The 24,625-nt window shown below is 68.9% G+C and carries 27 protein-coding genes; 16 read left to right on the forward strand and 11 right to left on the reverse strand.

What is annotated here, in order from left to right; genetic code table 11:
- Positions 1-28 precede the first annotated feature (28 nt).
- The 6 genes from pyrH (at position 29) to AWC17_RS22850 (ending at position 5,118) form a co-directional block, all read left to right on the forward strand.
- Positions 29-835 (forward strand): UMP kinase, encoded by an 807-nt coding sequence (gene pyrH / locus AWC17_RS22825; protein WP_046186784.1) that lies wholly within the window; start codon positions 29-31, stop codon positions 833-835.
- A gap of 15 nt (positions 836-850) precedes the next feature.
- A complete protein-coding gene (gene frr / locus AWC17_RS22830; protein ID WP_046186785.1) occupies positions 851-1,408 on the forward strand; it encodes a ribosome recycling factor in 558 nt (185 codons plus the stop codon).
- Positions 1,409-1,441: 33 nt separating this feature from the next.
- The gene (locus tag AWC17_RS22835; RefSeq protein ID WP_046186786.1) at positions 1,442-2,365 is read left to right on the forward strand and encodes a phosphatidate cytidylyltransferase; all 924 of its coding nucleotides are present in this window, start codon (positions 1,442-1,444) and stop codon (positions 2,363-2,365) included.
- 22 nt (positions 2,366-2,387) lie between these two features.
- Complete coding sequence (gene rlmN / locus AWC17_RS22840; RefSeq protein ID WP_047321724.1) at positions 2,388-3,482, forward strand: dual-specificity RNA methyltransferase RlmN; 1,095 nt, start codon at positions 2,388-2,390, stop codon at positions 3,480-3,482.
- 252 nt (positions 3,483-3,734) lie between these two features.
- Complete coding sequence (dsbE, locus tag AWC17_RS22845; protein WP_046183447.1) at positions 3,735-4,244, forward strand: disulfide bond-forming protein DsbE; 510 nt, start codon at positions 3,735-3,737, stop codon at positions 4,242-4,244.
- A gap of 4 nt (positions 4,245-4,248) precedes the next feature.
- Positions 4,249-5,118: a cytochrome c biogenesis CcdA family protein gene (locus AWC17_RS22850; RefSeq protein WP_046183446.1), complete on the forward strand. Its 870-nt coding sequence runs from the start codon at positions 4,249-4,251 to the stop codon at positions 5,116-5,118.
- Positions 5,119-5,134: 16 nt separating this feature from the next.
- Here the strand turns inward: AWC17_RS22850 and AWC17_RS22855 are convergent, their stop codons facing one another.
- Positions 5,135-5,389 carry a DUF2631 domain-containing protein gene (locus tag AWC17_RS22855; protein ID WP_046183453.1) on the reverse strand — a complete coding sequence of 85 codons (255 nt, stop codon included), beginning with the start codon at positions 5,387-5,389 and terminating at the stop codon, positions 5,135-5,137.
- Positions 5,390-5,485: 96 nt separating this feature from the next.
- Between AWC17_RS22855 and dxr the strand changes: the two genes are divergently transcribed.
- From dxr to AWC17_RS22905, 10 genes are all read left to right on the forward strand, one after another.
- The gene (gene dxr / locus AWC17_RS22860) at positions 5,486-6,682 is read left to right on the forward strand and encodes a 1-deoxy-D-xylulose-5-phosphate reductoisomerase (RefSeq protein ID WP_046183445.1); all 1,197 of its coding nucleotides are present in this window, start codon (positions 5,486-5,488) and stop codon (positions 6,680-6,682) included.
- 19 nt (positions 6,683-6,701) lie between these two features.
- Entirely contained in the window at positions 6,702-7,925 is a 1,224-nt protein-coding gene (locus tag AWC17_RS22865) for a M50 family metallopeptidase (RefSeq protein ID WP_046183444.1), read from the forward strand.
- Between the two features lie 17 nt (positions 7,926-7,942).
- A complete protein-coding gene (gene ispG, locus AWC17_RS22870; RefSeq protein ID WP_046183443.1) occupies positions 7,943-9,121 on the forward strand; it encodes a flavodoxin-dependent (E)-4-hydroxy-3-methylbut-2-enyl-diphosphate synthase in 1,179 nt (392 codons plus the stop codon).
- A gap of 56 nt (positions 9,122-9,177) precedes the next feature.
- On the forward strand, positions 9,178-10,032 hold the full coding sequence (locus tag AWC17_RS22875) for a GNAT family N-acetyltransferase (protein ID WP_046183442.1): 855 nt from the start codon (positions 9,178-9,180) through the stop codon (positions 10,030-10,032).
- Positions 10,033-10,145: 113 nt separating this feature from the next.
- Positions 10,146-11,963: a penicillin-binding transpeptidase domain-containing protein gene (locus tag AWC17_RS22880; RefSeq protein ID WP_046183441.1), complete on the forward strand. Its 1,818-nt coding sequence runs from the start codon at positions 10,146-10,148 to the stop codon at positions 11,961-11,963.
- 66 nt (positions 11,964-12,029) lie between these two features.
- A complete protein-coding gene (locus AWC17_RS22885) occupies positions 12,030-12,614 on the forward strand; it encodes a DUF1707 SHOCT-like domain-containing protein (RefSeq protein ID WP_046183440.1) in 585 nt (194 codons plus the stop codon).
- Positions 12,615-12,648: 34 nt separating this feature from the next.
- A complete protein-coding gene (map, locus tag AWC17_RS22890) occupies positions 12,649-13,506 on the forward strand; it encodes a type I methionyl aminopeptidase (RefSeq protein ID WP_046183452.1) in 858 nt (285 codons plus the stop codon).
- A 4-nt stretch (positions 13,507-13,510) separates the two neighbouring features.
- Positions 13,511-15,022 carry a cobyric acid synthase gene (locus tag AWC17_RS22895; protein WP_046183439.1) on the forward strand — a complete coding sequence of 504 codons (1,512 nt, stop codon included), beginning with the start codon at positions 13,511-13,513 and terminating at the stop codon, positions 15,020-15,022.
- A 120-nt stretch (positions 15,023-15,142) separates the two neighbouring features.
- Positions 15,143-15,703 (forward strand): alpha/beta hydrolase, encoded by a 561-nt coding sequence (locus AWC17_RS22900; protein WP_197083387.1) that lies wholly within the window; start codon positions 15,143-15,145, stop codon positions 15,701-15,703.
- 223 nt (positions 15,704-15,926) lie between these two features.
- Positions 15,927-16,640, forward strand: coding sequence for a gamma-glutamyl-gamma-aminobutyrate hydrolase family protein (locus AWC17_RS22905; protein ID WP_046183450.1), 714 nt, complete (start codon positions 15,927-15,929; stop codon positions 16,638-16,640).
- 7 nt (positions 16,641-16,647) lie between these two features.
- On the opposite strand, the gene AWC17_RS22910 is transcribed toward AWC17_RS22905, so the two are convergent.
- The 10 genes from AWC17_RS22910 to AWC17_RS22955 all read right to left on the reverse strand — a co-directional run bounded on the left by AWC17_RS22910 (position 16,648) and on the right by AWC17_RS22955 (position 24,623).
- Positions 16,648-17,559 (reverse strand): PPE family protein, encoded by a 912-nt coding sequence (locus tag AWC17_RS22910; RefSeq protein ID WP_046183438.1) that lies wholly within the window; start codon positions 17,557-17,559, stop codon positions 16,648-16,650.
- Between the two features lie 74 nt (positions 17,560-17,633).
- On the reverse strand, positions 17,634-17,876 hold the full coding sequence (locus AWC17_RS22915) for a hypothetical protein (RefSeq protein WP_046183437.1): 243 nt from the start codon (positions 17,874-17,876) through the stop codon (positions 17,634-17,636).
- A 219-nt stretch (positions 17,877-18,095) separates the two neighbouring features.
- Complete coding sequence (locus AWC17_RS32175) at positions 18,096-18,707, reverse strand: hypothetical protein (RefSeq protein ID WP_141224728.1); 612 nt, start codon at positions 18,705-18,707, stop codon at positions 18,096-18,098.
- A gap of 6 nt (positions 18,708-18,713) precedes the next feature.
- Positions 18,714-19,856: an alkaline phosphatase family protein gene (locus AWC17_RS22925; RefSeq protein ID WP_046183435.1), complete on the reverse strand. Its 1,143-nt coding sequence runs from the start codon at positions 19,854-19,856 to the stop codon at positions 18,714-18,716.
- A gap of 20 nt (positions 19,857-19,876) precedes the next feature.
- A complete protein-coding gene (locus tag AWC17_RS22930) occupies positions 19,877-20,638 on the reverse strand; it encodes a DUF6390 family protein (protein WP_264056011.1) in 762 nt (253 codons plus the stop codon).
- Entirely contained in the window at positions 20,635-21,765 is a 1,131-nt protein-coding gene (gene hypD / locus AWC17_RS22935; RefSeq protein WP_046183434.1) for a hydrogenase formation protein HypD, read from the reverse strand. Before hypD ends, AWC17_RS22930 begins: the two co-directional genes overlap by 4 nt.
- A 69-nt stretch (positions 21,766-21,834) precedes the next feature.
- On the reverse strand, positions 21,835-22,107 hold the full coding sequence (locus tag AWC17_RS22940) for a HypC/HybG/HupF family hydrogenase formation chaperone (protein ID WP_046183433.1): 273 nt from the start codon (positions 22,105-22,107) through the stop codon (positions 21,835-21,837).
- Positions 22,108-22,123: 16 nt separating this feature from the next.
- On the reverse strand, positions 22,124-23,236 hold the full coding sequence (gene hypE, locus AWC17_RS22945; RefSeq protein ID WP_082122964.1) for a hydrogenase expression/formation protein HypE: 1,113 nt from the start codon (positions 23,234-23,236) through the stop codon (positions 22,124-22,126).
- On the reverse strand, positions 23,233-23,907 hold the full coding sequence (locus AWC17_RS22950; protein WP_085165117.1) for a D-sedoheptulose-7-phosphate isomerase: 675 nt from the start codon (positions 23,905-23,907) through the stop codon (positions 23,233-23,235). Before AWC17_RS22950 ends, hypE begins: the two co-directional genes overlap by 4 nt.
- Positions 23,907-24,623 (reverse strand): hydrogenase assembly protein HupF, encoded by a 717-nt coding sequence (locus AWC17_RS22955; protein ID WP_046183431.1) that lies wholly within the window; start codon positions 24,621-24,623, stop codon positions 23,907-23,909. Before AWC17_RS22955 ends, AWC17_RS22950 begins: the two co-directional genes overlap by 1 nt.
- Between the last annotated feature and the right edge of the window lie 2 nt (positions 24,624-24,625).

The raw sequence follows: 24,625 nt of genomic DNA on the forward strand, positions 1-24,625 counted from the left end.
GGGATGGCACTCTCATGCGAGGAGCCTGATGACGGAGTCCAGGGAGGCCCAAGCCGCCGGCGCGGCGGCTCCGAAGCCGGAGCCCACGGCGCCGGAGAATGGATCAGCTGCCGGTCAGCCCCTAACGCGGCCCAAGTACTCCAGGGTGTTGCTCAAGCTTGGCGGCGAAATGTTCGGTGGGGGCCAGGTCGGGCTGGATCCCGATGTCGTGGCGCGGGTGGCCCGCCAGATTGCCGAGGTGGTTCGCGACGGTGTCCAGGTCGCGGTCGTGATCGGTGGCGGCAACTTCTTCCGCGGCGCGCAGCTGCAGCAGCGGGGCATGGAACGCACCCGTTCGGACTACATGGGCATGCTCGGCACGGTGATGAACAGCTTGGCGCTGCAGGATTTCCTGGAGAAGGAAGGCATCGTCACGCGCGTCCAGACCGCGATCACCATGGGACAGGTCGCCGAGCCCTACTTGCCCCTGCGCGCCGTCCGTCACCTGGAGAAGGGGCGGGTGGTGATCTTCGGGGCCGGCATGGGCCTGCCGTATTTCTCCACCGACACCACCGCAGCGCAGCGGGCGCTGGAGATCGGCGCCGAGGTGGTCTTGATGGCCAAGGCAGTCGACGGGGTGTTCTCGGCGGATCCGCGGCAGAATCCGCAAGCCGAGCTGATCGCCGCGATCAGCCATCGCGAGGTCATCGACCGGGGGCTGCGAGTGGCCGATGCCACCGCCTTCAGCCTGTGCATGGACAATGGCATGCCGATCCTGGTGTTCAACCTGCTGACCAATGGCAATATCGCCCGCGCGGTCGCCGGTGAGAAAATCGGGACACTGGTCACCACCTGAGGGGAAGAGCGAACGATGATTGACGAGGCTCTCTTCGACGCTGAAGAGAAAATGGAGAAGGCCGTGGCGGTGGCCCGTGACGACTTGTCAACCATTCGAACCGGCCGCGCCAACCCGGGCATGTTCTCCCGGATTGTCATCGACTACTACGGCGCCACCACCCCGATCACGCAGTTGGCCAGCATCAACGTGCCCGAGGCGCGGCTCGTCGTCATCAAGCCCTATGAGACCGGTCAGCTCGGCGCGATCGAAACGGCGATCCGCAACTCCGACCTGGGCGTCAATCCGACCAACGACGGCACTCTGATCCGGGTGGCGGTGCCGCAACTCACCGAGGAGCGGCGCCGGGAGCTGGTCAAGCAGGCCAAGGGCAAAGGGGAAGACGCCAAGGTGTCGGTGCGCAACATCCGCCGCAAGGCGATGGAGGAATTGCACCGCATCCGTAAGGACGGCGAGGCCGGCGAGGACGAGGTCGGCCGCGCGGAAAAAGACCTGGACAAGACCACGCACCAGTACATCACCCAGATCGAAGACCTGGTCAAGCACAAAGAAGGCGAGCTGCTGGAGGTCTAGCGACCGCCCAGCAGCTGAGTTCACCCAGGGTCCGTGGCAAGCACCGGCGCAGCCAGCACGCCCGACGAGCCGGCGCGTGAGGCCAAGAACACCACGCAGCAGCCGGCCAAGAAGACGTCCCGCGCGGGACGCGACCTGCGCGCCGCCATCGCGGTGGGCGCGGGAATCGGCGGCGCTCTCATCGTGACGCTGGTGTTCGCGCCGCGCTACTGGGTTGCCATCGTCGCGGCCGCGATCTTCGTCGCCACCCATGAGGTGGCGCGACGGCTGCGCGAGGCCGGATACGTCATCCCGCTCATTCCGTTGCTGATCGGCGGTCAGGTCACCGTCTGGCTGACGTGGCCGTTTCATGCCGCCGGCGCGCTGGCCGGCTTCGGCGCCACCGTGGTGGTCTGTAACGTCTGGCGCCTGTTCATGCAGGACAACAGCAAGCGACCGGAGCCGTTCGCCGGGTCTCCGTCGGCCAACTACCTGCGCGACGCCTCCGCGACGGTGTTCCTGGCCGCGTGGGTGCCGCTGTTCGCCTCCTTCGGCGCCATGCTGGTCTACCCGAAGGACGGCGCGGGCCGGGTCTTCTGCCTGATGGTCACCGTCGTGGCCTCCGACGTGGGTGGCTACGCCGTGGGCGTGCTGCTCGGCAAGCATCCGATGGTTCCCGCGATCAGCCCGAAGAAGTCCTGGGAGGGTTTCGCCGGTTCGCTCTTCTTCGGTATCACCGCGGCCATCCTGACCGCGACCTTCCTGGCCGGCAAACAGCCCTGGATCGGTGCGCTGCTGGGTGTCGTCTTGGTGGTCACCTGCACGCTGGGCGATTTGGTCGAGTCCCAGATCAAGCGCGACCTGGGCATCAAAGACATGGGCCGCTTGCTGCCCGGCCACGGCGGTCTGATGGACCGGCTCGACGGCGTGCTCCCGTCGGCGGTCGCCGCGTGGACGGTGCTGACACTCGTGCACTGAGAGGGCCGATACTGGACTGGTCATGGTCCAACAACTGGTTTTCACCGAACCCCGCCCCAGCAGGCCGCCTCGGCATCTGGCCGATCTCGACGCGGAAGGCCGCGCGTCGGCCGTCGCCGAGCTGGGCCTGCCGGCGTTCCGCGCCAAGCAGCTCGCGCATCAGTACTACGGCCGCCTGATCGCCGACCCCCGCGAGATGACCGACCTCCCGGCGGCCGTGCGGGACCGGGTCGCCGAGGCGATGTTCCCGCACCTGCTCACCTCGGCCGCCGAAGTCACCTGCGATGCCGGGCAGACCCGAAAGACGTTGTGGCGCGGCACCGATGGGACGACCTTCGAGTCGGTGCTGATGCGCTACCCGCAGCGCAACACCGTCTGCATCTCGTCGCAGGCCGGCTGCGGCATGGCCTGTCCGTTCTGTGCGACGGGACAGGGCGGGCTGACCCGCAACCTGTCGGCCGCGGAGATCGTGGAACAAGTCCGCTCGGCCGCCGTCGCCCTGCGTGACGATTTCGGCGATCGGCTCTCCAACGTCGTGTTCATGGGCATGGGGGAGCCGCTGGCCAACTACGCCAGGGTGCTGGCCGCGGTGCGGCGCATCACCGAACCGCCGCCGCACGGCTTCGGCATTTCGGCCCGCTCGGTCACGGTCTCGACGGTCGGCCTGGCCCCGGCCATCCGCAAACTCGCAGACGAACGGCTCGGGGTGACGCTGGCGCTGTCGTTGCACGCGCCCGACGACGAACTGCGCGACACGCTCGTGCCGGTCAACAACCGGTGGAAGATCACCGAGGCGCTCGACGCCGCCCGCTACTACGCCGATGTCACCGGTCGTCGGGTATCGGTGGAGTATGCGTTGATCCGCGACGTCAACGACCAGCCGTGGCGGGCCGATCTGCTGGGTAAGCGCCTGCACCGGGCGCTCGGCCCGCTGGTGCACGTCAACCTGATCCCGCTCAACCCGACGCCGGGCAGTGAATGGGACGCCAGCCCCAAGGCGGTGGAGCGGGAGTTCGTGCGGCGGGTCCGGGCGCAGGGGGTCTCGTGCACGGTCCGGGACACGCGCGGCCGGGAGATCAGCGCCGCCTGCGGACAGCTGGCCGCCGAAGGCGGGTAGCTGGAGCGCAGGCGAATTGGCGCCGCCTGCGGACAGCTGGCCGCCGAAGGCGGGTAGCTGGAGCGCAGGCGAATTGGCGGGGCGTGCGGACAGCTGGCCGCCGAAGGCGGGTAGCTGGAGCGCAGGCGAATTGGCGGGGCCTGCGGACAGGTGGCCGCCGAAGGCGGGTAGGGGTGATGAACCGGGCGAGGGGCTGTCGCGTCGAGTAGGACATAACTCCAGCAAAAGAGCTCCAGCAAGAAAGGGTGTGCCATGAGGAATCGCTTTTCAGCCGCGAGCAAAGTATTCGCCGCGGCGCTGGTCGCGGTCACGGTGATATTCGGCGTGGGCAACGCATCCCGAGCGCTGGCCGCCGACGACCGTCTGCAATTCACCGCTACGACCCTGAGTGGTGCGCCGTTCAATGGCGCCAGCCTGCAGGGCAAGCCCGCGGTGCTGTGGTTCTGGACGCCGTGGTGCCCGTTCTGCAACGCCGAAGCCCCGGGCGTGAGCCAGGTGGCCGCCGCCAATCCGGGTGTCACCTTCGTCGGCGTCGCGGCCCATTCGGACGTGGCGGCGATGCAGAACTTCGTCGCCAAGTACAACCTGAACTTCACCAATCTCAACGACACTGACGGCTCGATCTGGGCTCGTTACAACGTCCCCTGGCAGCCCGCTTACGTGTTCTACCGAGCCGACGGCAGTTCGACCTTCGTGAACAACCCGACCTCGGCGATGTCGCAGCAGGAGCTGTCCGACCGGGTTGCCGCACTGAGGTCCTGACCCCGTGGATCAGGGCCTCGTCGGCCTGGCCTTTGCCGCCGGATTGGTGGCAGCGCTGAACCCGTGTGGCTTTGCCATGCTGCCCGCTTACTTGCTGCTGGTGGTGCGCGGTCAGCAACCCGGTGGGCGACCGGGGGTGTCGTCGGGTCCGGCCGCGGCCGGGCGGGCACTGGCAGCCACCATCGGGATGGCGCTCGGCTTCCTCACCGTGTTCGGCTCGTTCGGCGCGCTGACCATATCGGCTGCCACGACCGTGCAGCGGTACCTGCCGTATGCCACGGTGATCGTAGGCGTGGTGCTGGTCGTGCTCGGGGTTTGGCTGCTGTCGGGCCGCGAGCTGTCGGCCCTCACCCCTCGGGGGTTGGGCCCGCGGTGGGCACCCACGGCGCGGCTCAGCTCCATGTACGGGTACGGCATCAGCTACGCGATCGCCTCCCTGTCGTGCACCATCGGGCCTTTTCTGGCGGTCACGGCGGCGGGCCTGCGGGGTGGATCGATCGTCACGGCCGTGTCGATCTACCTCGCCTACATCGCGGGCCTGACCCTGGTCGTCGGTGTACTGGCCGTCGCCGCGGTGACCGCGAGCTCGGCGATGGTCGACCGTCTGCGGCGCATCCTGCCGTTCGTCAGACGGATCAGTGGCGCGCTGCTGTTGCTGGTCGGTCTGTACGTGGCCTATTACGGCGGCTACGAGCTGCGCGTGTTAGGCGCGAACGCCGACCCTCAAGACGCGGTGATCACCGCGGCCGGGCGCGTGCAGGGGACGTTGGCGGGCTGGGTGTATCAGCACGGAATATGGCCATGGGCGACGGCCCTGCTCGGCTTGGCGGTCGTCGCGATCGGCGGCGCCTGGTACCGACGGGCGCAACGCTAGGGCACCCGGGTGGCGGCTACCTGATCCAGCCGCGCCGGCGGCCCCACAGGTCGCGGACCAGGGCGACCAGCACCACCGTGGCGAACCCGATCAGGAACCAGTTCTCGATGTGGCCGACGTGGTTGCCGCGCAGCATCGCCAGCAGGAACACGAAGGCGACCAGGCCGGTGATGTGCCAGGTGCGGTGATTGATCCTGCTCCAACCCCACGCCGCCGACGGCACCTCAACGGTGTCGACGCCGGTGAACTGTTCCACCTCGGTACTGGCCACGGTGAATCCCTTTCCTCGGTTCTGCAGCGATTCTGGCATACCCGCGGCGGGGTCTCGCGCACCCCGCATCGTCACCGGGCGGGGCACAATGAGTGGGTGACGAACGCGACGCCCGAGGGCCGCCTGCGCGTGCTGGTGCTGGGCAGCACCGGCTCGATCGGCACCCAGGCGCTGGAGGTGATAGCGGCCCATCCGGACCGCTTCGAGGTGGTCGGCCTGGCCGCGGGGGGCGCGAACCTGGACACCCTGCTGCGGCAGCGCGCCGAGACCGGGGTCAGCAACATCGCCGTCGCCGACGAGCGCGCGGCGCAAATCGCCGACGTCCCCTACCGCGGCCCCGACGCGGTGACCCGGCTGGTCGAAGACACCGAAGCCGACGTCGTCCTCAACGCGCTGGTGGGCGCGCTGGGCCTGCGGCCGACGCTGGCCGCACTGGAGTCGGGCGCACGGCTGGCGCTGGCCAATAAGGAATCCCTGGTTGCCGGCGGTCCGCTGGTGGTGCGCGCGGCGCGGCCGGGTCAGATCGTGCCCGTCGACTCCGAACATTCCGCGCTGGCCCAGTGCCTGCGCGGCGGAGCCCCCGACGAGGTCGCCAAGCTGGTGCTGACCGCCTCCGGCGGGCCGTTTCGCGGCTGGACCGCCGCCCAGCTCGAGGGCGTCACCCCGGAACAGGCCGGCGCCCACCCGACCTGGTCGATGGGCCCGATGAACACGCTGAACTCGGCCTCGCTGGTCAACAAGGGTCTCGAACTCATCGAAACGCACCTGTTGTTCGGCGTCCCCTACGACCGCATCGAGGTCGTCGTGCACCCTCAGTCGATTGTTCACTCAATGGTCACGTTCGTTGACGGCTCGACCGTCGCCCAGGCCAGCCCCCCGGACATGAAGCTGCCCATCTCGCTGGCCCTGGGCTGGCCGCACCGGGTGCCCGGGGTGGCCGCGTCGTGCGACTTCAGCACCGCCTCTAGCTGGGAATTCGAACCGCTGGACAGCGAGGTTTTCCCCGCCGTCGAACTGGCCCGGCATGCCGGCCAAGCCGGCGGCTGCATGACCGCCGTGTACAACGCGGCCAACGAAGAAGCCGCCGAGGCATTCCTGCAGGGCCGGGTGGGATTCCCGGTCATCGTGAAAACCATCGCCGACGTGCTGCACGCCGCAGACCAATGGGCGGTTTCACCCGCTAACGTGGATGAGGTACTAGACGCGCAGCGCTGGGCGCGGGAGCGAGCGCGACGCGCCGTCGCACACGCACGGCCCACCGAGGCCTCCGTCAACGCCTCCGGAATGGTGTGAGAAAGGTCCTGCAGCAGAGATGATGTTCGTTATCGGCATTGTGCTGTTCGCCCTTGCCATCCTGATTTCGGTGGCCTTGCACGAGTGCGGCCACATGTGGGTCGCTCGCGCCACCGGCATGAAGGTCCGTCGCTATTTCGTCGGGTTCGGGCCCACGCTGTGGTCGACGCGGCGTGGTGAGACCGAGTACGGCCTCAAGGCCGTGCCGCTGGGCGGCTTCTGCGACATCGCCGGAATGACCTCGGTCGAGGAGCTGGCCCCCGACGAAACCGACCGCGCGATGTACAAGCAGGCCGCCTGGAAGCGTGTCGCGGTGCTGTTCGCGGGGCCGGCCATGAACTTCGTCATCTGCCTGGTGCTGATCTATGGCATCGCACTGGTCTGGGGATTGCCGAACCTGCATCCGCCGACCAGGGCGGTGATCGGCGAAACCGCTTGTGTCGCACCGGAAGTGGCCCCGGGGAAGATCGCGGACTGCACCGGTCCGGGTCCGGCCGCGGTGGCCGGAATCCGCGCCGGCGACGTCGTGGTCAAGGTCGGCGACACCCCGGTTTCCACGTTCGAGGACATGGCCGCCGCGATCCGCAAGATGCACGGCACCGTTCCGGTCGTCGTCGAGCGTGGCGGCAAGGACATCACCACCTACGTCGACGTCACGCCCACCCAGCGCTTCCTGACCAATGGGGCCAATGGGCAGGACGGTCAAGCGGCACCCGCGACGGTCGGCGCCATCGGCGTCGCCGCCGTCAAGCTCGCGCCCGCGCACTATGGGGTGCTCTCGGCGGTGCCGGCCACCGTCGCGTTCACCGGAGACCTGACCGGCGAGGTGGGCAAGGCGCTGGTCACCATCCCGACCAAGGTGGGTGCGCTGGTGCACGCCATCGGCGGCGGTCAGCGCGACCCGCAGACGCCGATGAGCGTGGTGGGGGCCAGCATCATCGGTGGCGACACCGTCGACCATGGGCTGTGGGTGGCGTTCTGGTTCTTCCTGGCCCAGCTGAACCTCATTCTGGGTGCGATCAACCTGGTGCCGTTGCTGCCGTTCGACGGCGGCCACATCGCCATCGCGGTGTTCGAAAAGATCCGCAACCTCGTCCGGTCGGCCCGCGGCATGGTCGCGGCCGCACCGGTGAACTACCTCAAGCTGATGCCCGCCACCTACGTGGTGTTGGTGTTCGTGGTCGGGTACATGTTGCTGACCGTGACCGCAGATCTGGTCAATCCGATCAGGCTCTTCCAATAGTTGAAGGAATTAGAACATTGACCATTGGCCTGGGCATGCCGGACGCTCCGGCGCCCACGCTCGCCCCCCGGCGCAAAACACGCCAACTGATGGTCCGCGACGTCGGGGTGGGCAGCGACTATCGGATTTCGGTGCAGTCGATGTGCACCACCAAAACCCATGACGTCAACACGACGCTGCAGCAGATCGCGGAACTGACCGCCGCCGGCTGCGACATCGTGCGGGTGGCCTGCCCGCGCCAGGAGGACGCCGACGCGCTGGCCGAGATCGCCCGGCACAGCCAGATCCCGGTGATCGCCGACATCCACTTCCAGCCGAAGTACATCTTCGCCGCCATCGACGCCGGATGCGCCGCGGTGCGGGTAAACCCCGGCAACATCAAGGAATTCGACGGCCGGGTCGGCGAGGTCGCCAAGGCCGCCGCCGCGGCCGGCATCCCGATCCGCATCGGCGTCAACGCCGGCTCGCTGGACAAGCGCTTCATGGAGAAGTACGGCAAGGCCACCCCCGAGGCGCTGGTCGAGTCCGCGCTGTGGGAGGCCTCGCTGTTCGAGGACCACGGGTTCGGTGACATCAAGATCAGCGTCAAGCACAACGACCCCGTCGTGATGGTCGCCGCCTACGAGCAGCTGGCCGCCCAGTGCGACTATCCGCTGCACCTCGGCGTGACCGAGGCCGGGCCGGCCTTCCAGGGCACCATCAAGTCCGCGGTGGCCTTCGGCGCGTTGCTGTCGCGGGGGATCGGCGACACCATCCGGGTGTCGTTGTCCGCGCCGCCGGTCGAAGAGGTCAAGGTCGGCACCCAGATTCTCGAGTCGCTGAACCTGCGGCCGCGCGGGCTGGAGATCGTGTCGTGCCCGTCCTGCGGTCGCGCGCAGGTCGACGTCTACACCCTGGCCAACGAGGTCACCGCCGGGCTGGACGGCCTCGACGTGCCGCTGCGGGTCGCCGTGATGGGCTGCGTGGTCAACGGTCCGGGCGAGGCTCGCGAGGCCGACCTGGGCGTCGCGTCCGGAAATGGCAAGGGGCAGATCTTCGTTCGCGGCGAAGTGATCAAGACCGTGCCGGAAGCCCAGATCGTCGAGACGCTCATCGAGGAGGCTCAGCGATTGGCGGCCGAGATGACCGCGTCGACGGGGACCGATCACGGTCCTGACACAACATCAAGCGGTTCGCCGATCGTGACCGTAAGCTGATGGGGGCCGGTTCCCTCTTGCTCGCCCTTTAGTTCGCACCACAGAGAGTTCGCCAGATGTCGGCTCCGCCCCTCTTCCGCCTTGTCGGTGAGCGACGGGTGTCCGTGGTGCGCGACGCCGCCGCGGTCTGGCGGGTGTTCGACGAGGATCCCGTCGGGTCGTGCATGGTCGCGGCGCGGGTGGCGGACCACGGCATCGACCCCCACTCCATCGGCGGGGAGCTGTGGACCCTGCGCGGCGCGGAGGAGTCGCTGTGCTTCGCCGGCGCCAACCTGATCCCGCTGCGCGGCGCCCCGGCGGACATGGACGCCTTCGCCGACGAGGCGATGAGCGGAACGCGCCGGTGCTCGTCACTGGTCGGCAGGGCCGACCTGGTGATGCGGATGTGGGAGCGGCTCGAGTCTGCCTGGGGCCCGGCCCGTGACGTGCGCGAGCACCAGCCGCTGCTGGCGCTGTCCAGACATCCCAACTGCGACATCGACCCCGGGGTGCGCCAGGTCCGGCCGGACGAGCTGGACGCCTATCTGGTGGCCGCCGTGGACATGTTCATCGGCGAGGTGGGCGTGGACCCCCGGCTCGGCGACGGCGGTCGGGGTTATCGGCGGCGCGTGGCCAGCCTCATCGCGGCGGGCCGCGCGTGGGCCCGCTTCGAGCACGGCCAGGTCGTCTTCAAGGCCGAAGTGGGCTCGCAGTCGCCGGGTGTCGGCCAGATCCAGGGGGTGTGGGTGCACCCCGAGTGGCGGGGCCTGGGCCTCGGCACCGCCGGCACCGCGACCGTGGCCGCCGTGATCGTCGGGAGCGGGCGCACCGCCAGCCTGTACGTGAACAGCTTCAACACGGTGGCTCGCGCCGCATACGCCCGAGTCGGCTTCGCCGAGGTGGGCAACTTCGCGACGGTGTTGCTCGACTAGCGGGCTAGTCGGGCGCCACTCTGGTGTGACTCTCGGCGGCGGCGCGTGCATAACGGTTCGGCCACGGTGTGTCTGCGCAGGTGTTGGCTCGGCAGTTCATAACATCAGCAACGATGGTAACTACAACAACATGGGCCTCGTCAGCCTCAGGGCTGTTGCTCCTTGCGGCCGTCGCGATGTCCGGCTGCACTCCACGGCCCGACGGCCCCGGTCCGGCGGCCGAGAAGTTCTTCGGCGCCCTGGCCATCGGCGACACCGCCACCGCTGCCCAACTCAGCGACAACCCCAACGAGGCTCGCGAAGCGCTCAACGCGGCGTGGGCGGGGCTGCAGGCGAGTCACCTCGACACGCAGATCCTCAATGCCAAGTACGCCGAGGACACCGGCACGGTCGGCTATCGCTTCACCTGGCACCTGCCCAAGAACCGGACCTGGACCTATGACGGCCAGCTGAAAATGGCGCGCGATGAGGGGCGCTGGGAGGTCCGGTGGACCACCACCGGCCTGCATCCCAAACTCGGCGAGCATCAGACGTTCGCGTTGCGCGCCGATGCGCCGCGGCGTGCCTCGGTGAACGAACTCGGCGGCAGCGACGTGCTGGTGCCGGGCTACCTGTACCACTACACGCTGGACGCCACCCAGGCCGGCTCCGGAGCCGCCCTCAGCGGGACGGCGCACGCGATCGTGGACGTCCTGCACCCCTTCAACGGCACGCTGAACGACCCGCAGCTGCTCGCCGAACAGGCGAGCTCGGCCACCCAGCCGGTGGACCTGGTGACGTTGCATCCCGACGACAACGACAAGGTCTTCCCGGCGATCGGCCGGCTGCCCGGCGTCGTGGTCACCCCCCAGCCCGAGATGCTGCCCACCGACCCGCATTTCGCGCCGGCGGTCATGTCCGAGGTGAAGAAAGCCGTGGCCGACCAACTCGACGGCGAGGCGGGCTGGCGGGTGGTCAGCGTTAATCAGAACGGTGTCGAAGTCGAAGTCCTGCACGAGGTGCCGGGTTCACCGGCGCCGTCGATCTCGATCACGCTCGACCGGGTGGTGCAAAACGCCGCCCAGCGCGCGGTGGACACCCGCGGCGGCAAAGCCATGATGGTCGTGATCAAGCCGTCGACCGGGGAGATCCTGGCGATCGCGCAGAACGGGGGCGCCGACGCGGACGGCCTGCTGGCCACCACCGGCCTGTTCCCGCCCGGGTCGACGTTCAAGATGGTGACCGCGGGCGCCGCCGTCGACCGCGACATGGCCACCCCCAACACCATGCTGGGCTGCCCGGGCCACATCGACATCGGGCACCGCACCATCCCCAACTACGGTGGCTTCGACCTCGGGGTGGTGCCGATGTCGCGGGCGTTCGCCAGTTCCTGCAACACCACCTTCGCCGAGCTCAGCAGCAGGATGCCGCCCCGGGGTCTGACGCAGGCGGCCACCCGGTACGGGATCGGGCTGGACTATCAGGTGGACGGCATCACCACGGTGACCGGGTCGGTGCCGCCGACGGTAGACCTCGCCGAGCGCACCGAGGACGGCTTCGGCCAGGGCAAGGTGCTGACCACCCCGTTCGGCATGGCCCTGGTGGCGGCGACCGTCGCGGCCGGCAAGACCCCGACACCGCAGCTCATCGCGGGCCGGGCGACCGCGGTTCAGGGCGATACCACGCCGATCAGCCCGAAGATGGTGGACGCGCTGCGGCCCATGATGCGGCTGGTGGTGACCAACGGGACCGCCAAGGAGATCGCCGGCTGCGGCGCGGTCTACGGGAAGACGGGTGAGGCCGAATTCCCGGGCGGATCGCATTCCTGGTTCGCCGGATACCGCGGCGATCTGGCGTTCGCCTCGCTGATCGTCGGGGGTGGCAGCTCCGAATACGCGGTTCGGATGACCAAGGTGATGTTCGAATCGCTGCCGCCGGACTTCCTGGCCTGACGCCGGCGGCCCATCCCGGCGGTAAGTTGCGAGGGTAGGCCGAGGGTTCAAGCGTCAGGAAAGGCCATGACTGAGACCGGTGGAGAGATGGTGGCGTTACGGGTCTCGGACGCCGACCGCAACGGCACGATGCGGCGACTGCACAACGCCGTCGCGCTCGGGCTGATCGATATCGACGAGTTCGAGCAGCGCTCGTCGCAAGTTTCCTACGCCCGCACTCGGGGAGATCTGGACGGGCTGGTCGGTGACCTGCCCGGTCCGGGCGCGATCGTCACGTCCGCGGCCGACCGGGTCGAGCTGCGCGGCTGGGCCGGCTCACTGAAACGCCAAGGGGAATGGACGGTGCCCACCCGCCTGGCGCTGGTCCGCCGGCTGGGCTCCATCGAACTCGACCTCACCAAGGCCCGGTTCGCGGGCCCGGTGGTGGTCATCGAACTCGACATGCGGTTCGGCTCGGTGGAGATCCGATTGCCCGACGGCGCCAGTGCGTCGATCGACGACGTGGAGGTCTACGTCGGCAGCGCCAGCGACCGCCGCAAAGACGCGCCCGGCGAAGGGCGGCCGCACGTCGTGTTGACGGGACGGGTGGTGTGCGGCTCGGTGATCATCCGGGGGCCGCGACGCTCGCTGATCCGCGGCCGCTTCGGCTGACCGCCCGCTGCGCGCCGTGATTAAGCTGTTCGCCATGCCTGCTCGCACCGCGCTTTCCCCCGGAGAGTTGTCCCCGACTCTGCCTGTGCCCAGCCGCATCCCCCGTCCGGAGTACGCCTGGAAGCCCACCGTGCAGGAAGGCAGCGAGCCGTGGGTGCAGACGCCGGAGGTGATCGAGAAGATGCGGGTCGCCGGCCGGATCGCGGCCGGCGCGCTAGAGGAGGCTGGCAAAGCGGTTGCGCCCGGGGTGACGACCGACGAACTGGACCGGATCGCTCACGAGTACATGACCGACCACGGCGCCTACCCGTCGACCCTGGGCTACAAGGGCTTCCCGAAGTCGTGCTGCACGTCACTCAATGAGGTCATCTGCCACGGGATCCCCGACTCGACGGTGGTCGCCGACGGCGACATCGTCAACATCGACGTCACGGCCTACATAGACGGCGTGCACGGCGACACCAACGCGACTTTCCTGGCCGGCGACGTCTCCGAGGAGCACCGGCTGCTGGTCGAGCGGACCCGGGAGGCGACGATGCGCGCGATCAACGCCGTCAAGCCGGGGCGGGCGCTGTCGGTCGTCGGCCGCGTGATCGAGGCGTACGCGAATCGGTTTGGGTACAACGTGGTTCGTGACTTCACCGGCCACGGCATTGGCACCACGTTTCACAACGGTCTGGTCGTGCTGCACTACGACCAGCCCTCGGTCACGACGATCATGCAGCCGGGGATGACGTTCACCATCGAACCGATGATCAACCTCGGCGGGCTGGACTACGAGATCTGGGACGACGGCTGGACGGTGGTCACCAAGGACCGCAAGTGGACGGCGCAGTTCGAGCACACCCTGCTGGTGACCGACACCGGCGTCGAGATCCTTACCCTGCCGTGAACCCTTGAGCGGGGCGCTCCTGGTGGCCGGCACCAGCTCCGACGCCGGGAAATCGGTGGTGGTCGCGGGCTTGTGCCGGTTGTTGGCCCGCCGCGGCGTTCGGGTGGCGCCGTTCAAGGCGCAGAACATGTCCAACAATTCGGTGGTGACCGTCGACGGCGGCGAGATCGGCCGGGCGCAGGCGCTGCAGGCGCGGGCGGCGGGGTTGGAACCCAGCGTGCGGTTCAACCCGATCCTGGTCAAGCCGGGCAGCGACCGGACGTCGCAGCTGGTGATCCGGGGCCGGGTCGCCGATTCGGTCACGGCGGCGAGCTATGTACGGCATCGCGACCGCCTTGCCGGGATCGTCGCAGACGAATTATCTTGCCTGCGTGACGAATTCGACGCCGTCATCTGCGAGGGAGCCGGCTCACCGGCCGAAATCAACCTGCGCGCCACGGATTTGGCCAACATGGGCCTGGCCCGGGCCGCGAACCTGCCGGTGATCCTGGTAGGTGATATCGACCGCGGCGGCCTGCTCGCCCATCTCTTCGGGACGGTCGCGGTGCTCGAGCCCGACGACCAAGCGCTGATCGCCGGCTTCGTCGTCAACAAATTCCGCGGCGATCCCGCCCTATTGGAACCCGGACTGCGGCAGCTGCACGCGATGACCGGACGTCCGACCTACGGGGTGCTGCCCTACGCCGACGAGCTCTGGTTGGACGCCGAGGACTCGCTGTCGGTGGTCGCGCACCGCGTCGTCGGCACCCCCGCGCCGCCGCGCGGGCGCGAGTGGCTGCGGGTGGCCGCGATCCGGCTGCCCCGGATCTCCAACTCCACCGACGTGGAGGCGCTGGCGTGCGAACCGGGCGTGGTGGTGCGCTGGAGCACCGACCCCGCCGACCTTGCCGACACCGACCTCGTCGTGATTCCGGGGAGCAAATCCACCGTCGCGGACCTCGCCTGGCTGCGCGATCACGGCCTGGCCGAGGCGATCACGGCGCATGCCGCAGCCGGCAAGCCGGTGCTGGGTATCTGCGGGGGGTTTCAGATGCTGTGCCGGCGCATCGACGACACGGTGGAATCCGGGGCCGGCGAGGTCGCCGGGCTGGGGCTGTTGGACGCCGACATCACCTTCGGCGAGACCAAGATTCTGCGCCGGTGGCCAGCGCCGCTCGCCGGATACGAAATCCGTCACGGCCGGGTGTCGCGGTGCGCCGAGGAGAGCTGGTTCGGCGCGGAGGGTGGGCCCGACGGTGAACCGCACGGCCTCGTGCGCGGCGCGGTCTTCGGCACCCACTGGCACGGACTGCTCGACAACGACGCGTTCCGGCGCGCGTGGCTTACCCGCGTCGCGGTCGCGGCCGGCCGTGGCGGGTTCGTCGTCGCCGACACCAACGTCGCCGCGCGGCGCGATACCCAGCTCGACTTGATCGCCGATCTGCTGGCTTCCCATCTCGACGTCGACGCCGTCCTGGGCCTGCTCGACGGTCCGCCGCCCCACCGACCGCACATCGCAAGTCGGTTGCGGCCGTAGGACATTCACGAGTACGTGCACGCATGAAGGACGAATTGACGGCGACGCAAAACCCGGGGCGCACGCGCGGATGTTAAGAAATCGTCGCGCGCGCAGGCCGCTCCGCTGTAGCGTGCGAAGATGCCCTCCATGATGACCACTCTCGACGGATTCCCCGTCCCGGTAGGCGTGGCCGGTCCGGAACAGGGCGTCGTGGTCGTCATCCTGGGTGACGAGGAGCGCGTCCCCGCCGCGTACGACGCAGTCTGCGAGCGTCTGCACACCGCATCGCTTCGGACGGTCGTCATCGGTCTCGACCCGCGATTGACCCCCAAGTCGGTGGTCGGCATCCTCGACGCGCTGGGAATCGGGTGGGCCGTGGTGGTGGGCGATCGCGCCGGCGGCGAACTGGCCTGGGAACTGGCGGCGACGAAGCTGGGCCGGTTCGTCGGCCTAGTGGTGATCGACCGCGGCCATCCGCGGGCGGCCGATCGCGACGGCGTGGTCCGCGACGAACACTGCCCGCCGGTGGAAATCGGCACCACGGTCCTGGTCAGCTCCCCGGCCGCGCGGGCGGTGGCCCGCGCCGGCCAGCAGTATGTCTACGCCGATTACCGCGTGGTGCACCTGGGCAGGCGCACGGTGCAGGAGTCGACGGCGCAGTTGGCCGCCGAGATCGTGTTGCGCACCAGTACCTGGTAGTTCTCGGTTGGTGCACCGAACCTCAACTCGCACAAGCGGTTTGCTGGATGGTCCGCGCGTCGTCGGCCGCGGGCGGCGCTGATCGGCCCAGGGCTGTACCGTGTCGACGGAGGCCGAAGATTCCGGGTCGAGCGGTCGCTCAGCACGCTGGCGGATCCGCGGGAGTTGGTGGCGGTCATCGATCGGGAAAGGATGCGCTGTGGTGAACGCCTCTGGACGCCCGATGGTGGGGCTGACCTGTTACCTGGAGCGGGTGCAGACCGGAATTTGGGACATGCCCGCCGGTTATCTGCCGGCCGATTATTTCGAGGGTGTCGTCCTGACCGGCGGGGCCGCGGTGTTGCTACCACCGCAACCGGCGGAACCCGAGACCGTCGGCTCGATCCTCGACAGCTTGCACGCGCTGGTGATCACGGGCGGCTACGACCTGGACCCCGCCGCGTACGGCCAGCAACCGCATCCGACCACCGATCAGCCCCGCGCCGCCCGCGATGCCTGGGAGTTCGCGCTGTTGCGCGGCGCGCTGGACCGGGGCCTGCCGGTGCTGGGCATCTGCCGCGGTGCGCAGGTGCTCAACGTGGCGCTCGGCGGCACCCTGCACCAGCACCTGCCCGACGTTCTCGGGCACGACGGGCATCGCGCGGGCAATGGGGTGTTCACCAGGTTGCCGGTGCGCACCCTTGCGGGCAGCCGGCTGGCCGCGCTGGTGGGGGAGTCCACCGATGCGCCGTGCTACCACCACCAGGCGATCGACAAAGTCGGTGAGGGCCTCGTGGTCAGCGCCTGGGACCCCGACGGCGTGGTTGAGGCGCTGGAGTTGCCCGGGGACCGGTTTGTGCTTGCGGTGCAATGGCATCCGGAACAGACCCCGGACGACTTGCGCCTTTTCGCCGCGATCGTGGACGCCGCGCGGTCGTATGCCTCGCGCGCCGGCTGAGCCGGCGCTACGCGACCGTTCCGCGGCAGACGGCCATCGGCGTCGCAGCCGCCGTCCAGGTCCGTGGCACCGACAACGCCCCGACCGACGTTGCGCGGCCGACCCCCGCACTGATTGCCGCGCCGCGAACACCACGCTGGTCGGGCAGCAGGCATCGCAGCGCCGCCGCCTTGTTGAGCGAATTCAGGTAGGCGATCGCGGCGCCCGACGGCGCCGTGAGTGAGCTCAGTTTCGACAGCGGGCAGGTCGCGGGTGCGAGGGAGACGTCGAACGTGGCCAGCGGTGACAGGGACAGCGCCCGCAGCGCGGTGGGGGCGACTGAGATCAGCTGGTGTCCAGCCGATATGACCTCCGGCGCCGACTTCAGCGCCCACGTGCGCGGGGCCGGCCTGACGGCCGCGTCCTGGCCGGCGTCGGGCGGCAAGGTGAACGGCGTAAGGGCCGCGGCATCGGCCGAGGCCGCGGCGTAGGCGCACATGGCCGCGGCGTCCTGGGCCCACATCTGTTCGTAGTGGGCCTCGGTGTCGGCGATCGCCGGGCCGGCCAGCCCCAGGCGGTTCGCCAGGATCAGCGATCTGCGCTGCGTGCGGTTGGCGCCGATCGTCGAGGGCGGCACCGTCGCCGCCAACGCCGTTTCGTGGGCACTCGCCGCAGCGGCCGCCCCGGTGGCCGCGTGCTCGGCCCGTATTGCTGTCGCATTGAGCCAATCGATGTAGGGCACCGCGCCGTCCAGGGCGGGTGCGGGGCCCTCCCATCCGGCCAGCAGCTTTGAGGTCACCGCACGGTAGTCCGCGACGGCGGTGTGCAGCCATGTGGCCAGGCGGGCCCAGGCCGCCGCGGCTTCGGCCATCGACCCCGAGCCGGGGCCGTCATGCATTTGTCCGGAAATGATTTCCGGCGGGAGCGTCGTGAAATTCATTGCTATCTCTGCCTAACGCCACGGTATCGGCCGTGTGAGAACGGAACTCTTCTGTTGGGACGTAGGCCCGGGGGTTACAGGCCTACCTGCAACTGCGGCGGTGCAACCACGGCGGCTGCCGCGAGCGATTGAGCCGTCAGCAGCGCGCGACGCAAAGTTGCGTCAACAGATCTCGGTCGGGTGGAACCGCCGAGGACGCACGGGACGGTGCGCGGGCCAGCCGAAATGTCGCGGCCGCAAACGAAGTCGGTAGCGGTGACCCGATCGACGGCGGCGACGAACGGGTCCATGTCGGCGGCCGATCCCGCGTCATCCACGCATTCTTCGTGGTCTTGTGATGTGTCGGCAGGTTCGGGTTATGCGCTTGCACCGCCGCAGCATTCACGCCCGTATGCACGGCTGCCTGCGACGAGGCCGCGGGCTGCGGCATTCCGAGCCCGGCGACCGCGGTCCCGCGCGACGCCCAGCCCGCGGTGACCGCGCAGAACAAACCGAGCGCCGCAACGATCGCGATGGCTGACCGCCATCGTCGAACGCTACGGGTGTCTCCGACTCTCACAGTGGCCCGAACTTACAACACGAGGCTTGGCCGACAAGCCCAGCGAGCTGTGAGAACGATCAAAGTCCGGTGTGCGTTCGCAGGCCGCTTGCCCATCGGCCAGCCAGGCCGGAGGCGCCGACAACCCGCCGATCGAGATGCCGCGTGCGAAACCCGCCGTCACCGCGGCGCGGTGACCTCTGCCCGCCTTTGCCGCCGCACCGCCGATGGCCACGGCGATGGGGATGCTGGCCTCCCTGGCGAACCCGGTGCGCAGGGAACTCAGCTTGGACAGCGGCGACGACATCGACAGCACCGCCGTACGGAACCGACAAGAAGATGCCGAGGAGAGCCCGCAGAGCGCTGCGGGCAGCATCGAAACCAGTTCAGCGCCAGCCGATATCACCTCGTCCGCGTCGGCGGCGGGCGGCGACGTGAATGGTGTCATGGTCGAGGCTGCCACCGAGGCATTGGCATAGGCGTACATGGCGGCGGCGTTCTGCGCCCACAGCTGGTCGTAGTGGCCCTGCGAGGTTCCTTTGAAAATGCTTAAAGGTAGCGCAATTTCGGCTGCGATCGTCTCGTCAGGGGGAGACGGCAGGCGGCGCAACGACGGTTAGTGAGCCGCGGCAGGGGATTTGAACGCGATGAGCGGGATGGCCATTTCGGCGGGTGTCGCCGCGCCGTGAAAGCCTATGAGGCGAGCGGATTCCGGCGGCTCGTGCCCGGTTGCCAGCACGGCGGTGTCGCCGGTGCAGACCGCGACGACATCGCCGATTCGCGCCAGGTGCGCCGGGTTGACCGGTCCGAACATCCCGGTCGCCACGGCCTGCTCGCGGCTGTAGATGTGCGCCCTACCGCCCAGCACCTCACTCCAGGCCGCCTGCACATCTGCCGCGGCGCCGGGCTCGGTGTGCAGGTAGCGCACCCGCGGCTCCCCGGCGACCACGCGGACTCCCGCGGCCAGCCGCGGGTCGGTGTCGAGGTCGACCCGCGCGTCCGGTGGAACATTGAAACCGCCGTGGTCGGCGGTCACCAGTAGCGCCGCGGTCGGGGGCAGCGCCGCGACCAGCCGGGTCAGCAGCGTGTCGACCTGGGCCGCCGCTTCGTGCCACCGGGACGATCCGACGCCGAATGCGTGGGCCGCGGTGTCCAGGGCGGGGGTGTAGCCGTAGACCAGGCCCGGCGCCGCATGCAGCTCGTCGGCCACCTTCTGCGCGTTGTCGTCCGTCGGTTGGGTCGGGCGGAATTCGGCACCGCGATACGCCGAGTCGGTCAACCCACTACCCATGAACGCGGCCGGCAACACGGCGCGCGCGCTGACGCCGGCTTTGTTGAGCCGCCCGAACCAGGTTGGTAACGGCTGCCACTCGGCGTGCGGGGGATCGTCACGCCACAAGATGTGATTGATCACCCGATCGGTGCCGGGAACGTTGAGCGTGAAGCCCAGGATCCCGTGTTCACCCGGCTGCGCCCCCGTGCCCAGCGAAACCAGGCTGGTCGGGGTGGTCGACGGGAAGGTGCAAGTGAGCTCCGTGAGGCGCCCGGCCTGCCCGGCCAGCACCGAGGCGAGCAGCGGCGCGCTGCCGGCCAGCTCCGCAAGCAGGTGCCAGCCCAGTCCGTCCACCAGCACCACCGCGACGCGATCGATCTGATCGGTTCCGCCGATCCAGTCGGCCAAGCCCAGCTTGTCGACGGCGCCCGGCGCGCCCAGCAGAGCGGCGGCGGCGGGCAGCACGTCGCAGATGGAACCGGGCACCGGGCCAGTCTGGCACGCAATTAGACGCGCGCCAGTCGGCGGGTCGTCACTCGCAGCTGACGATCGGTTCCGTCGGCGAGCGCGCCAACCTGCCGCGGCGACAGCCGCCCACACAGCCGCCTCCAGTGCAGCGCGACCTCGTCGCCTGGGGCCGCATCCGGCACCGCGCTGTACCCGTCGGTCCATACGTCGAACACGCCGGACGACGGTTCGGACAGTGCGAGCGCCTCACCGTCGAGCACCAGCCTTCGGTGCAGCACCTCGATCCGGTTGTGGTCGCGGGAGACCACGGTGCCCCAGGTGATGCGGCAATTATCGAGCACATTCAGCGGATGTTTGACAAGGTTCTGGCGCCCGGCGCCACCCAGGAACCGCGTCCACGGGTACACGCCGAACACGTGGAAGCAGTGATTGGCGGCGGCCTCGCGGGCCAGGTCCGGCGTCAGGTGTGACCAGTAGCGGCCCGCCTGCGGGCCGATGATCGTCAGCAACGCCTCGAAGAAGTCCTGCGGGTCCAGGTCGGCTCCGACGCCGCCCCCCAGCCAGTACGACTCGACGAGCCGATAATCCAGCGGGTCGGCGATCCCGGTCAGCGTCGACAGCACCCGCAGGTACGGCCACGCCCCGGAAAACTTCGTCGCGGCCCTGTGCACCTCGTCGACCGAACCGTCGCGCAAGGTGGCTCCCAGTGGGGGACCGCAATAGCCCAGCGCGTTGGGCGCATAGGCGTAGCGCGCGAACATCTCCGCGCCCTTTTGCGATCCGCCGGTGTCGGCTTTCAAGTGCGACCCACCAGCTTCACCGCGTCACGGTGCATGCGACCGAAGTTGTAGTAGGCCGCGCACGCGCCCTCCGGGGACACCATGCACGTTCCGATCGGGGTCTCCGGGGTGCACGCGGTGCCGAAAACCTTGCATTCCCAAGGCTTGAGCACACCCTTGAGCACCTCGCCGCACTGGCACGCCTTGGGGTCGGCGACCCGCACGCCCGGCATCGCGAACCGCAGCTCCGCGTCGAATTCCGCGAAGTCGTCGTGCAGCCGCAGCGCGCTTTGGGAGATGAAGCCCAGCCCGCGCCACTCGAAGTGGGGGCGCAGCGCAAATACCTTGCCCATCAACGCCAAAGCTGCCGGATTGCCGCGCTCGGGCACCACGCGCGTGTACTGGTTCTCCACCTCGCAGCGGCCTTCGCGGATTTGCGTCAGCAGCATCGCGACCGCCGCCAGGATGTCCAGCGGCTCAAAGCCGGCCACTACCAAGGGCTTTCGGTACACCTCCGGCACGAACCGGTAGGGTCGGTTGCCCACCACCGTCGACACGTGCCCGGGCCCGATGAACCCCGAGAGCCGCAAGTCTGGCGACTCCAGGATCGCCTTGATCGGCGGCACGATCATCACGTGGTTGCAGAACACGCTGAAATTGGTCAGCCCCAGGTCGCGGGCGCGAACCAGGGTCACCGCCGTCGACGGTGCGGTGGTCTCGAAACCGATGGCGAAGAACACCACGTGCTTGTCGGGATTGTCGAGCGCGATCTTCAGCGCGTCCAGCGGGGAGTAGACGAATCGCACGTCGGCGCCGCGCGCCTTGGCGTCCAGCAGGCTGCCGTTCGATCCGGGCACCCGCATCATGTCGCCGAAGCAGGTGAAGATCACGTCGGGTTGGCCGGCCAGCCACATCGCGTCGTCGATGCGGCCCATCGGGATCACGCAGACCGGACACCCGGGGCCGTGCACCAGCTCGACGTTGTCGGGCAGCAGGTGTTCGATGCCGTGCCGGTAGATCGTGTGCGTGTGCCCGCCGCACACCTCCATGAACTTGAACTGTTCGCCGCCGGTCCCGGCCAAGCGCCCGATGGCGCCCAGCAGCTTGCGGGCCGCGGCCGGATCACGGAACTCGTCAACGAATCTCATGTGCGTCCCCTTCGTGGTCTGATTGCCCGACTCCTCCTCGGTCCGCGACCGGACCGCATCGTCGCCGGGCTAGATAATGGCCGACGAGTCGAAGGCTTCCATCTCGGTGGCATAGGCGTCGCCGAGTTTCTTGACTGCGGCCAGCGTGAGCAGCGCCTCGGTCTCGTCGATCTTGGCCATGGCGAACCCGACGTGAACCAGGACCCACTCGTCGGGTTCCGGCATGTCGTCCTCGAGCAGCCGGACACTGATGGTGCGCTGCACGCCGCTGACGTCGACCTTCGCCAAATAGTTTTCGGGATCGGTGATCTCAACGATCCGACCCGGAATTCCAAGACACATGTGCGGCCTTCCTTCCCTAGCAGATTCGCGGCAGCGGGTCGCCGACGAGCATGTCGACGATCCGTGTTCCACCGAATCCGGTTCGCAGCACCACGCTTTCGGCTGGTTCGGTGACGATTTCGCCGACCTCGGCCGCATCGGCGCCCAGCGGATGGGACCGCAGCGCGGCCAGCCCGGCCGCCGCCTCCTCCGGCGCGACCACGGCGACGAACTTGCCCTCGTTGGCGACGTACAGCGGGTCGATGCCAAGCAGCTCGCAGGCACCGTTCACCATGGGCGCCACGGGAAGTCGCTCCTCTTCGAGCAGCACCCCAAGACCACAGGCCTGGGCCAGTTCGTTGCAGACGGTGCCCACCCCGCCCCTCGTCGCGTCACGCAACCAGCGGGTGGACGGCGCGGCCGTCATCAACAGCTCCACCAGCGGGCTGAGGCACGCGGTGTCGGAGTGGATATCGGCCTCGATGGCCAGGTCGCCCCGCGCCAGCATGACCGCCATGCCGTGATCGCCCATCGACCCCGACAACAGCAGCTTGTCACCGGGCCGCACCGACGCCGCGGACAGCGCGCGTCCCGCGGGGATGACACCCGCCCCGGCGGTGGTGACGAACACGCCGTCGGCGGCGCCCTTGGGCACCACCTTGGTGTCGCCGGTGACGATCTGCACGCCCGCATTGGCGGCCGCCGCCGCCATGTCGGCGACGATCTCTTTCAATTCGGTGATGGGAAACCCCTCTTCGATCACGAACGCCGCAGAGATCCACGACGGCACGGCACCGGCCATCGCGAGGTCGTTGCAGGTGCCGTGCACGGCGAGCGCGCCGATGGAGCCGCCGGGAAAGCGCCTGGGCTGCACCACGAATGAATCCGTGGACATCGCCAGGCGTTCGCCGCCGGGTAGCGTCAGGACCGCGCTGTCGCCCAGGGACTCCAGCAGCGGATTGCGGAACGCCTCCACGAACACCGCGTCCACCAGCGCCGCCGAGGCCTTGCCGCCCGCGCCGTGCGCCAGCGTCACATGGTCGTCGAGCAAGCGGGGGCGACGCCTGCGGAACGATTCGATGCGTTCGATCACCTCGCCCTCGGCGAACCTCGGTCCTGACGACAGGTAGTCGCCCGCTGATTTGTTCATGCGGCCCCCAAACCTCGCTCACCACCGAGAAGTTGATGCACGCTCAACCACAGCTGATAGCCCAGCAGCGCTTGTGATTCCTGAATGCGGTGCACGCTTTGCGAACGAACGACGAAGCAGGCGTCCACGTTCGGATTGTTCGCGAACGCGCCGCCGTCGTAGCCGGCGAATCCGATGGTGTACAGGCCACGTTGACGCGCCTCGGCCAGCGCGGCGAGCAGGTTGGGCGAACCGCCACTGGTCGACATGGCGATCGCGATGTCACCGGCCTTGGCGCGGGCGATCAACTGCCGGGCGAACACCAACTCGAAACCTACGTCGTTGCCCAAGGCGGTGAGGATCGCCTGATCGGTGGTCAACGGCCACGCGGGTAACGGCTTGCCGATCGGCGGCCGGGCGAACAGCCTGGCCAGAGTGGTGGAATCGGTGCAGCTGCCACCGTTTCCGAAGGTGAACATGCGGCCGCCTGCCGCGAAACGGCGGGCCAGCTCGGCCGCGGCCTGACCGAGCAACGCGGAGTTGGCTTCCAGTGTCGAGCGCCGCAGCGCCAGACTCTCGGCCGCCTTCGCCTGCGCAGACGCGGCCAGGTCGGCCAGCAGCGACCCGGGGTCGTCCTCCTGGGCGTCGATGAAGGGGTACAGGAAGTTGGTGGGCTCGTCGGGGGGGCTCATCAGCCGTCCTTCTCGTTCAGTCTGCCGATCGCCATGCCGGCGTGCACCAGCATCAAGTCCCCGGCGGCGACGGGGTCGATCAGTGTGGTCACCACGTTCTCGATGCCCCGCGCGGTGCGCACCGCGGCGTGCCCGTCGGCCGACGCCGTCACCGCCTCACCCGGGCGTCCCTCATCGCCGCAGGTGACACAAACCGACTCCGAGCACTCGGGTTTGAGCAGGCCGGGATGCTCGAAACACACGTGGGTCAGCTCCCACAGCAGGTGATAGAACAGCACGAAGCCGCCCGTCGCCGGCACGCGCGGATCGGGGTCGTCGAGCCACAGCACGTGATCGGCCATGCCCGCCCTGGGTCGTTCGCCGCTGCCGATCCAGATCGTGGTGGCGCCCCATGCGGGGGCGCGCCGCATCACCGAGCGGACCTGCGCGTCGTCCGCTTCGGAGACCGCGACCACGATGTCGCCCGGCTGCACGGACACTCGCACCAGATCCACCAGGTCGGGCCCGGTCAGCGCCACCGCGGGCAGGGCCCGTTTGCCCATGATCACCGGGTGGACGAACTCGACCGCGATGTGCAGCGCATGCGGTTCCCACGACGGCGCGATGGACCACATGGTGGCGCCCGCGGCGAAGCGCTTGGCGAGTGTGAATGCGGTGGCGGCGAGGTCTTCGGCCAATTCGGCACCAAGCCCGCGATCGATGGCCGTGGTGGTCATGG

Origin of the sequence: Mycobacterium nebraskense (genome assembly GCF_002102255.1) — a bacterium.
Classification (GTDB): Bacteria; Actinomycetota; Actinomycetes; order Mycobacteriales; family Mycobacteriaceae; genus Mycobacterium; species Mycobacterium nebraskense.